The organism is Croceivirga lutea, assembly GCF_014235875.1.
GTDB classification, from domain to species: Bacteria; Bacteroidota; Bacteroidia; order Flavobacteriales; family Flavobacteriaceae; genus Croceivirga; species Croceivirga lutea.
In genome coordinates this window covers 125,015-136,414 of sequence record NZ_JACJUK010000008.1, presented here as the reverse complement: position 1 = coordinate 136,414, position 11,400 = coordinate 125,015, and the positions used below count along the sequence as shown (strand labels likewise).

Genomic DNA, 11,400 nt, shown 5'->3' with positions numbered 1-11,400 from the left:
CAAAGGCATCAATGGCCCTGACGGTGTTTTCTTGACCGACCATATCATCCAAACAGCTACTGTAAAGGGTAAGTTGCGAGCGGTCTTGTCCTTGTTGGTATTCCATACATTAAGTTACGAAATATCATCAGGTTGACAAAGTAAATTGAGGTGATAAAGGGATGAGTTTTGAGACAGTCTGACGGTCTCGTATAACCGTCAGTTACGGGTTTTAAGTTACTGTTTTTCGGTTTAGAACTGGCGTTAGCAATTCCGAGTGGATTCGGACGTAGTCGAATCCGCCGTAATTGCGGTTATACATTGTTGTAAAACGTATTTTTTTCATCCGATGTTATGAATTCGACCTTTCAGTTTACTTCGATTAAATGAACTTACTCTTGTTTGGTCTTGCTTTTTTATAATTCCGTAAGCAATAACAGGCACGAGTAAAAATCCGCCAACAACATAAATCACATAATGATTTCGGCTTCCAGAAAATATTGGATTTACAAAAAAGAACATTAATGGTGTTCCGATTAAAAAAATCAGTCCCGCTCCAATTTGAGCAATTTTTGATTCTTTCGTGTATAATTCGTCAACGTGAAATTCCGTTTTTATTCCGCAATTTTTACAATTCAGAGTTTTGTTTTCTCCATCTTGCATTGCAAATTCAACTCTCGTATTCGCACTTGTCGAATATTCGATTTCAGTTTTACATTTTTTACATTTTCCGTAAACTTTCATTTGTTTTTGCGGTCGGTTTATATGTTTTACAACTTGTTTATATAGATGTAAAATACATCTATATACCCCCAATATAGCTATAAAACCGATGAAAAGAGGTTTTCTTTATTTTACCAACAAATCTAATTGTAATGGTGCTAAACAGTCTAAAGGTTATATAATTAAAAGATTAAAACAATATATTAAATTTTGATGATATTAATTATCAAAATTAACTTACTTTTATGGTTGCAAAAGCCTAATATTTTTTGCTGAAAGTTGTATTGATTTGAACATTGACAAGAGTTCGGTTAATCAATTAAATTAACATTGCTAATATATTGTTAATCAGATATTTGGAGTTGTGGCAAAAATCCTGCCACCCCGACTTATAAAAAGCCTGATATGAAAATATCAGGCTTTTTTTTTATTTATTCTTCACTTTAACTTTTACCGATTTTTTTAAATTCAAATTAGTAAAAGGCGAGTTGTATCTATTGATTTCAATTTATACCTTATCAACTTAAAAACTCGATATGAAAACATTTACCGCTTATTTACTTTTACTTCTACTATCCTTTGGAGTAACTCTTGCTCAAGACCGAATTACAGGTGAAACTTTTGCCACCCGTTCCGTGGTTTATGGGCAAAATGGTATGGTTGCTACTAGTCATCCATTAGCTACTCAAATAGGTTTAGATATATTAAAAGATGGTGGTAATGCTATAGATGCTGCTATTGCTACGAATGCCGCATTAGGACTTATGGAACCTACTGGTTGCGGTATTGGTGGAGATTTGTTTGCCATTGTTTGGGATGGAAAAACCAAGAAACTTTACGGTCTAAATGCAAGTGGGCGTTCTCCTCAAACATTAACGCTCGACTACTTTAAAAAAGAGGGAATGGAAAAAATTCCTTCTTTTGGACCCTTACCAGTTAGTGTACCAGGAGCTGTTGATGGTTGGTTTGAACTTCATAATAAATTTGGAACTAAACCAATGACAGAGCTTTTAGCCCCAGCAATTAATTATGCTGAAAAAGGATTTCCGCTAACAGAACTAATAGCCTGGTACATGCAAAGAACCGTTCCTTTTTTTGAATCAAAAGGTTTTCCAAATATTACAGAAACGTACATTACCCAAAATGGTGGAAAACTACCTAACGAGGGTGAAATTTATAAAAATCCCTATCTAGCCAAAACCTATACCGCAATTGCAGAAGGGGGTAGAGATGCTTTTTATAAAGGAGACATTGCCAAAACAATTGGTGAGTTTATTAAAGCGCAAGGTGGTTTTCTTTCTGCCAAAGATTTCGCGGCTCATAAATCAGAATGGGTAGCACCTGTTTCAATTAATTATAGAGGTTATGATGTTTGGGAACTGCCACCAAATGGTCAAGGTATCGCAGCTTTACAAATGCTTCAGATTTTAAAAGGCTATGATTTTTCAAACATTGCTTTTGGTAGCCCTGAACACTTACACTTGTTTACAGAGGCTAAAAAACTAGCATTTGAAGACAGAGCAAAATACTATGCGGATATGGATTTTTTTGATGTACCTGTTGAACAATTGCTCTCAGATGAATATGCAGCTTCAAGAAGGGCGCAGATTTCAGAACGTGCTGGCACTTATGCTGCAGGCCAAATATCTGCAGGTGAAACTATTTACATGACTGTAGCTGATAACGAGGGTACAATGATTTCATTAATTCAGAGTAACTATCGTGGAATGGGTTCAGGTATGGCACCTCCAAAATTAGGTTTTATGCTTCAAGATAGGGGAGAGCTGTTTAGTTTACAATCTGGTCAGGCCAATACATACGAACCAAGAAAAAGACCTTTTCACACAATAATACCTGCATTTATGACTAAAGACGGTAAGCCTTTTATGAGTTTTGGTGTCATGGGAGGCGATTTTCAACCCATGGGGCACACACAAATTGTAATGAATATTGTTGATTTTGGTATGAATATTCAAGAAGCAGGTGATGCTCCAAGATGGGACCATACAGGTGGCGCAAGCCCTATGGGCGCTGAAACCGAAGATACTGGCTTAATACGAACAGAGTCGGGCATACCCTATTCAACAATTAGAGGTTTAATGGATAAAGGACACAAAATAGGGGTAGCACGTGGTATTTATGGAGGCTACCAAGCCATTTTGTGGGATGATGAAAACAAAGTGTATCATGGTGCTTCTGAAAGCAGAAAAGATGGTCAGGCTGCGGGTTATTAGATAGCTTTAGGTATTTTAAATACTAAGGCAAGCAAAAGAGCTACTTTCTTCAACTTGTGCGAACTGTGTTTAAAACTATTTTTGATTTATCCGAGTAGTAATTCTTCTGTTTGTAATTACGGTTGAAACACCAATTTGTAATGTGGCGGTATTTGAAATTACATCGGCACAACTTACCGAAGCTGAATTATTAACTAGAACTCTGTATTGGTAATTCTTATATGTTAAATCAGGTGTATTAACTGTAAGGGTGTTACTGTTTAGTCCAGAGTATATTGTAGTATTGGTTAGGTTTGTAAATGTAGCTCCGTTATCTGTACTTACTTGCCAAGTAAAAGAATCTGCAGAAGTTGTATTCACAGAAAACACCGCATTTTGACCCACTAGAATATTTTGGTCTGTTGGTTGATTTGTTATGGAAACTGAATAAACTTCAATAATTTGAGTAACGGTGGTGCTATTACTCATCTCATCTACTATCTCATAAGTTCGTGTTATTGTCTCAGGATTTGAACCTCCATCGGAAACATCATTTAAAAAGGTTACAGTTGGTGTTGTGGTGCAATTATCAGTTTCATCAGTTACTACATTGATATCAGCTGCTGGAATATCAGCAGAACAATACACCGTAATTGATGAAGGGTTGCTCGCTGTTGGAGCTTCATTATCGGCATAAATAGAAGTTACCGCTGCTATTGCCGGGGCAGGAGGGTCTCCTGGTAAACCGCCATATTCAACCAGATAGCCTTTTGGCTGATACGCGCCACTACTGGCACCTGTGTTAGTCAAATCATTCCATGAACCCATTGGACCTACACTTGGGTCAGTAATATGGGCGTAATCTTCGTTTCCAGATTGATTGGGTTCGTTATTGTTCCAAAAACTGTAACCAAAAGCTGTTCCATCTCCTCGTCCCCTCCAGAATAAAGTTCCAGCTTCTGGACCTGTAACCCATTCCCAATCACCTTCAGTGGCTGCATCACTACCTCCAATCCAACCTGCACCAGAAGCTTGTTCTCCCATTAAATCTTGCTCTGCTTGTGACGTAATTGTTGCCAAATAACCCTGTAACCCATAAAGGGTTCTTGCAGCCGCGGCATCTCTGGCATTTGTCCATGTTATTCCAAGAGCGGGAACATACTCATAATAATGTCCGGTTTCTATTAAATAATTAGCTTCATTAAGAACTATAGAAAAGTTACGTGTTTCACCAGCTGAAAAACTAGCGGTAGATTGAAAAGTAACTGCAAGAATTGCAGTCTCAAACTCTACTAAAGTTGCAGGCCCCATTAGCGTTAACTTTCCTTCAGAAACATCCCAACTGGGAGTTATGTTACTGTGTGTTCCGGTCAGGTTTAAAATATCATTAGCATTATCATAATTAGCCGTAATCTGAATGTAAACGGCACCTAATGTGGTAGTATCAACATCAGTTATAGAAACACTTTCTGCAATGTTTATAGTTGTTCCGGGACAATATTGTTGGTTACCGCTTGCGGTAATTTCAGGAGGACTGTTTTGTGCTGTAACATCATCTCTAAAATCAACATCACCACCAATTGTTGCATCAGAATCAGCATCTGGAAATAAAACAGAACCACTGCTTCCGTTTAATGGATCGTCAATAGTGCCAGAAGGGTCACCATAACCCGTTATGGCATCATAGGCATTGTCTAATCCATCGTTATCAGCATCTAGATTATCTAAAGATAGCCCTGCTTCTACGGTGTCATTAGGACCTTCGTTATCACTATTTAAATCTAAAAAGTCTGGTGTTCCGTCACCATCGGTATCAACAGGAGTTATTCCGCCAGCATAGCTATTATCCACACCATCATTATCAGAATCGTTTCCGCTAGACTGAGTAAAACCAACGGTTGTTTGTGCTTCTACATTGTCAGGTATGCCGTCTCCATCACTATCCAAATCATTTTTATTTGGTATACCATCTCCATCCGTATCAAAAGTTGCGCAATCAAATGCTCCACCATAACTGGCTCCATATACACGCGCACCTTGATTATAAGCTTCAACTCTTATGTATTGCAAAGGATTGTTTGTAACTGTAAATGTTAATTCTCTTATACTACCCGGAAGGGTGTTATTGCCATCTGCTAAGTATCCGTTATTTCCTCCAGTTGAAGTTGAACGTTGAACTTGTAAATCTGAATCTGATACTGCTGGGTCAGCACCGACAAAAACACTTACCTGAGTACCTACACTTAATGCCTCGGGAAATTGCAGCAAGATTACAGAACTACCTCCTGGCCAAGTGGTTGGGTTTTGAGCGTAAGTAGTACCTGGGTTACCTTCTGCATTTGTGACGTTACTGAAATACTGAATGTTAGAAGCAGTTTGTACAAAATTACCTGCTGAACTACCGCATTCATCAACATCTAAGATTCCGTCATTATCATCATCTAAATCCAAATCATTAGTAACACCGTCATTATCAATGTCTGAAGATTCGGTTGAACAATCAGAATACAAGATTGAAAAGGGTATGTTTTGTTTTGAAATTGAAGGACCTTGATAGGAAACAGTTAAAATTTGATTTCCTCCGTTTTCAAAAAATAATACCCTGATTGCGTGTAATCCAGTTGTTAGGTTGACAGTGCCAGAACGCTCTCTGTTGCCGTGATTACCATCGTTATTTACAATTTCTGTATTGTCAATGAATAGTTTAGAACCATCGTCTGAACTAGTGTAGAATGTATAATTTCCAGCGGTGCTAATTTGAATATAACCATTATAACGAATACCAAAGCTGTCTGTATCTCCGGGGTCTACAGCGTTCTGAAGCGTATTTACATTAAAGGTATTTATTTGACCGTAGCCTAACCCACCTGATGTAGGAATATTATCAACTGTGGCACCCGAAGGGGTACCATCATAAAACTCATAGTCAACTTGGTTACTACATGTTGGTAAGTCTGCCGAAATGGAAATATCATCAATATAATAAAACTCATCATTAGCAGTATTAAATAGTCGAAACCTAACTTCTAATGTTTGTCCGGAAGGGATAGTAACGTTATATGAAGAATTTAATGGGTCACTGGGGTTGGAATCTCCTGAAGCATTTTCGAAACTAGTCCAACTGGCAGCACCGTTAATACGATACTCCCCTATAAAATAGTCTTGACCTTGTTCAAATAAGCTAGTATTATTTTGAGTTGCTAAAGAAAATGAGAGGGTTATATTATCGAGTCCAATAATGTTAATTACGTCTGTTTGCCAGATACCCTCACTACCCGTATTGTTTGCCTCTAATCTGCTATTTTGTACCCAAACTTCTCCAGTTAATGTTGTGGTCCAAGCAGTATTTGCGATACCAACTGCGTTTCCATTTTCTGTTCCATTAGGGTAAGTATTAAAGTTTTCTGACCATACTGTAGTCTGTCCATTTAATGAAGATTTTAAAAAAATGACTACTATTAGAAAAAGTAGGTTTTTTAATGGGTACATGCAGTGGTTTTATGGCAGTATAAAGCTAATTCTGGAAGCTTATAGAATAAAAGTTATGTTGCGAAGTAGATTATAAAAGTGGCGAATTGATGAAAAGTGATATTCTGATACTCAGAGTAGGTTATATCTTAGATTGTTATCCGTTGAGATTTCTTTCTGGTTGGAAGATAAATTTTTAATGAGGAAGGAAAATGTAAAACTAAAAAAGCATCCTTGATTAGGATGCTTTTAAATAACTTTAGTAGTAAAGATTAAGCTTCGCAGCTAACACAATCTTTCTTCTGCTTAAATTTTTGTGCAGCATTCATACTATGTTGATAGTATAGTGATTTTAAGCCCAGTTTCCAAGCAGTTACATGGAGTTTGTTAACGTCTTTTGTTGGCATTTCTGGATGAACAATGATGTTTACAGACTGCCCCTGGTCAATATGATTTTGTCGGTTAGCAGCTTGATAGATAATATCCATTTGGTCTATCTCAGAATAGGTTTTGAAAACATCTTTTTCTTCATCAGTAAGAAAATCTAAATGCTGTACAGAACCATCTCTGTCACGGATACTTCTCCATACTTCTGTAGTATCCATACCTTTTTCTTCCAATAATTCTTGAAGGTATTGATTCTTTATGGTCACTTTAATTTTAGCTATGTCTTTTACATATACGTTTGACCAAATAGGTTCTATACCTTGAGAAACTTGTCCTAGAATAAATGCTGAAGAAGTCGTAGGCGCAATAGCATTCAATGTGGCATTACGTCTACCATAACCTTTAAGAACGGCTGGTTCTCCAAAACGTTCAGCCAGTTCCTCTGATGCTTTGTATGATTTCTCTTTAATCAACTTAAAAATTTCACTATTGTAATTATATGCTTCTTGACTGTTAAATGCTAATTTTTTAGACTGTAAGAAAGAATGCCAACCTAAGGCACCTAAACCTAAAGCTCTATTTTCTTTGGCAAAGTTGTAAGCACGCTCCATAAATAAGAAGGTTTGGCGATCTTCTCTATCTTCAGAGTCTCTGTAGCGTTCTAACTTTTCTAAGAATTCAGTAATAATAGCATCAAGAAAGTATATCATGGTTTCTACAGCATCAGTGTCTTTCCATTTATCATAATGCAACACATTAATACTTGACAGTACACATACAAAAGACCAATTATCGCTTGATGGTAACATAATTTCTGTACAAAGATTGCTTGCATAGATTTTATGGTCATTATCTTGGTATACGTCTGCCGCGCCATTGTTAGCATTGTCTGTAAAGAATACATAAGGGTAACCCATTTCTCCTCTACTTTGCAATACTCTTGCCCAAATAGTACGTTTTTCAGCATCACCATCTATCATTTCTTGCATCCATTTATTGGTCACTGTAACCCCATGTGTTAATTGCTGAATAGGGTTACCTTCTGTACCAATTTCCAAGAACTCTTTAATATCATTATGTTCAATGGGCAAGTAAGGTGAGAATCTTCCTCTACGCACAGACCCTTGGCTAACAACATCTACCATAGACTCGAACAACTGCATAATGTGAACCGCGCCAGAGGCATAACCATTATTTTTTACTGGTGCCCCTCTATGGCGAATTTTTCCAAAATAGCCTGATGTACCACCGCCTAATTTAGACATCATACCTACTTCTGATTGGGTATAGAGAATGTTACCCATGTCATCATCTATATGAGAACCAAAGCAACTAATTGGTAAACCACGTTCTTTACCAAAGTTTGACCATACTGGAGAAGCTAGAGAATAAAACCCTTCAGACATGTAATGATAAAACTTGTCTGCATAACCAGGAATTTGTAAAATTTCTTCGGCACGTTCTGCTACTTCACGTATGCGTTGTTCAGGAGTTGTACCTTCTGTTAAATAACCTGATTCTAAGAACTTACGGCTATATTCATTTAGCCATTCAAAACTACCATTTTCAGTGGTGTCTTTAAGTTGTGATAGGGTTTCTTTTCTGGCGTTTACCAAAGAGTCTGATGCTTTATTTTGCACCGTCTCTGTTTTAGGGTGTATTGTGTTCTCTTTCATCTGTTAAAAAAGGTCGTCGCTTGTTATACTTTGTGTTCTTTTGCTATAGTTAATGGAGCGCTTTACAAAAAAGTCGCCGTGTTTTGTGCCAATTATTTCATCGTCAAACCATTCTGTTTGCGAAAGCAATTGTTCATCTACTTCAAATATTTTGCTGATTCCAATGCTTTGTAAAGAGTTGTTGAAACGATTTTTCAAAAATTCATTCACCACCGCTTTTGGAAGAAAATCCAATTCACCTTCTTCAAAAATCCAATCGATAATTTTACTTTCAGCAGTAAAAGCATCTTCACACATTTGTTGAATTGTTAAATGGTAAGTTTCATCAAACCATTCTGGTTGTTCTTTTTGAATGATTTTGATAATGTCAATACCAAAATCACCATGTATTTGTTCTTCTTTTGAGGTGGCTTCTACCACATTAGAAATACCCTTAAGCATATTTTTATGCTTGTTAAAGGCCATAATGATTAGAAATTGAGAAAATAATGACACATGCTCAATGAATAAAGAGAAAAGCAGTACAGATTCTGCGTATTCTCTATTGTCTTCACTTTTTGCATTCTTTAGGGCAGTTTCTAAATACTGTACCCTTTTCATTATTACGGGCTTCTTTTTTAGATTTTCAAACTCTTTGTTTAAACCTAATATCTCTAATAAGTGCGAATATGCATCATGGTGGCGTACTTCACTTTCTGCAAAAGTTACCCCCACGGACCCAATCTCTGGTTTAGGCATGCGGTGGTGTAGATCTCCCCAAAAGGTTTTAACAGCTACCTCAATCTGCGAAATAGCTAACATGGTGTTAGTAATTGCGCTACGCTCAACCTCTGTCAATCGTGATTTAAAATCTTGTATATCACTAGTAAAATTAAACTCTGTATGTATCCAGTACGAATGTCTTATTGCTGGTACATACTCGTATAATTCTGGATACTCGTAAGGTTTTAGGTTGATACGCTTTTCAAAAATATTTGATTTACGGTTGAGGTTTTGTTGATTTCGGTAAATTATATACGCCTTGGCAACATCTTTAAACTCACTTAGCATTAATTGTTGCTCAACAATATCTTGTACCTCTTCTACGGTTGGTGTATACCCTTCATCAAAACCTTTTCGTTCTAATAAAATGGTGTTGACTTCTGATGCAATTTTTTGAGCATCTGCCATCTGCCCGTGTTCTACCGCGGTCATGGCTTTTAAAATAGCGTTGGTGATTTTGTAGAGCGCAAAAGGTTGCGTACTAAAATCTCTTTTAGTAATGTGAGTTATTTCCATAAAGCGAGTGATATTTTTATCCGTTAGTTAAACGGTTTTGTAAAATTCACAAAATGTTCACATTTATTCTAGGTGTTTGCATTTTGGATGTCAACAAGGTTATCAACAATTTGAAAAAATTAAACACATTACACAGTAAATCAATTAGTTACAATTCTATTTAGGGAGGAAATATTTTCTTTTTTTAATTTAGACTTGAATCAAACTTTAAACAAAAAGTGACTTGTAAAACAACACTATGAGAAGATAGATTCAGGTTATTTAACGTATTTTTAACTATGTGTTGATGTCTAAAAAAAGGTAGGTAAAGAGCAATAAACTTCAAGTAATTTAGAAGCTAAGACAGTTAAAAAAACTTCTTTACTAAATTGAAATATTACCATAACAAACTCCTTTTAGTTTTTTAATACATTAGTTTAAGTGGTAAATTTTCAGTAGTGATTATTACACCAGAATTTTTAACCATATAATGTTCAGCAATGTTATTATTAAGTTTGCACTTACCCTGTTCTTTTTTGGAACCTTGAGCGCTGGCTTATCATCTATATTTCCTTGTTTGTTAATTGCACCAATTTTATTAGCAGATTATCAATCTGGTGAACTAGACACCTCTTCAAATCAATTTAAAACAATAACAGCAATAGCCTGTTTATTTGCGTTGATAGTTCCTGTTTTTGGATCTAATCCTATTCAAATGCAAATTTTGTCGCAAGTTTTTAATGTTTTTGTATTACCGCTCGTTATTTTAGGTATTCTAATTTTAATTAATAAAAAGAAGTTAATGCAGGGCTACAAAACACATTTAGTACTAAATATAGTTTTAGTTCTTGCTTTAATTTTTGCTTGTATTATTTCTTACAATGGGGCTGTAGCGGTTTTAGAGTTTTTCAGCGGTTGATTAGCGTTACATTCCTAAGTTAAAAAGCATAAGAACTAATATCTTAATCGTTTAAGCACCTAATTTCTCGTATTGCATCTTATTTTAAGATAAAAAGAAGTAATATGGAATATAATATCAAAGTACAAGAAACCGGATTTATTACCCCTGATGTTCTTCGCATAAAAACTGAAAGACCGAGTAACTATTCTTTTACTCCAGGTCAAGCAACTGAGGTGGCCATAGACCAAGAGGGATGGAGAGACAAAAAAAGACCTTTTACTTTTACTAGCCTACCCGATGATGGGTTTTTAGAGTTCACTATAAAAGTTTATCCAAAACATAAAGGTGTTACAGATAAAATACAAACGGTTGAAGCGGGTGAGAATTTAATCATTGGAGATTCTTGGGGTGCAATTAAGTACAAAGGTCCTGGTGTATTTATAGCAGGAGGTGCTGGTATAACCCCATTCTTATCTATTTTTAAGAAACTAGAAAAAGAAAATGCAATAGAAGATAATCAGCTATTATTTGCCAATAAGAGAGAAGGTGATATTATTGAAAAGGCTTTTTTTGATAGAACTTTAGCTAATGATTTTACTAACATTCTATCGGAAGAGAAAAATAGTAAATATGAGCATAGTTTTATAAATGCAGATTTTATTAAACGTAATGCCGATTTAGACAAAGACAATTATTATTTATGTGGCCCGGAACTAATGATGAAAGCTATTTTGAAGGATTTGGAAGCTCTAGGAATTTCAAAAAATAAAGTTGTTATGGAAGATTTTAGTTAAAA

7 protein-coding genes are annotated in these 11,400 nt (G+C 35.9%); 3 read left to right on the top strand and 4 right to left on the bottom strand.

Annotated features, from left to right (window positions below):
- Nucleotides 1-321 precede the first annotated feature (321 nt).
- A complete protein-coding gene (locus H5V42_RS13440) occupies nt 322-723 on the bottom strand; it encodes a hypothetical protein (protein WP_185783693.1) in 402 nt (133 codons plus the stop codon).
- A 515-nt stretch (nt 724-1,238) separates the two neighbouring features.
- On the opposite strand from H5V42_RS13440, the gene ggt reads away from it, so the two are divergent.
- Nucleotides 1,239-2,936: a gamma-glutamyltransferase gene (gene ggt / locus H5V42_RS13435; protein ID WP_185783692.1), complete on the top strand. Its 1,698-nt coding sequence runs from the start codon at nt 1,239-1,241 to the stop codon at nt 2,934-2,936.
- Nucleotides 2,937-3,011: 75 nt separating this feature from the next.
- Here the strand turns inward: ggt and H5V42_RS15270 are convergent, their stop codons facing one another.
- The 3 genes from H5V42_RS15270 to H5V42_RS13420 all read right to left on the bottom strand — a co-directional run bounded on the left by H5V42_RS15270 (nt 3,012) and on the right by H5V42_RS13420 (nt 9,724).
- Nucleotides 3,012-6,404, bottom strand: a complete 3,393-nt coding sequence (locus H5V42_RS15270) for a PA14 domain-containing protein (RefSeq protein ID WP_229665627.1) — start codon at nt 6,402-6,404, stop codon at nt 3,012-3,014.
- A gap of 251 nt (nt 6,405-6,655) precedes the next feature.
- Nucleotides 6,656-8,446, bottom strand: coding sequence for a ribonucleoside-diphosphate reductase subunit alpha (locus tag H5V42_RS13425; protein ID WP_185783691.1), 1,791 nt, complete (start codon nt 8,444-8,446; stop codon nt 6,656-6,658).
- A gap of 3 nt (nt 8,447-8,449) precedes the next feature.
- Nucleotides 8,450-9,724 (bottom strand): ribonucleotide-diphosphate reductase subunit beta, encoded by a 1,275-nt coding sequence (locus H5V42_RS13420; RefSeq protein ID WP_185783690.1) that lies wholly within the window; start codon nt 9,722-9,724, stop codon nt 8,450-8,452.
- 469 nt (nt 9,725-10,193) lie between these two features.
- Here H5V42_RS13420 and H5V42_RS13415 point away from each other — a divergent pair, with 469 nt between their 5' ends.
- Together H5V42_RS13415 and H5V42_RS13410 are read left to right on the top strand one after the other, a co-directional pair.
- Nucleotides 10,194-10,622 (top strand): divalent metal cation transporter, encoded by a 429-nt coding sequence (locus H5V42_RS13415; RefSeq protein WP_185783689.1) that lies wholly within the window; start codon nt 10,194-10,196, stop codon nt 10,620-10,622.
- 104 nt (nt 10,623-10,726) lie between these two features.
- Nucleotides 10,727-11,398 carry a flavodoxin reductase gene (locus H5V42_RS13410; RefSeq protein WP_185783688.1) on the top strand — a complete coding sequence of 224 codons (672 nt, stop codon included), beginning with the start codon at nt 10,727-10,729 and terminating at the stop codon, nt 11,396-11,398.
- Nucleotides 11,399-11,400: the final 2 nt, after the last annotated feature.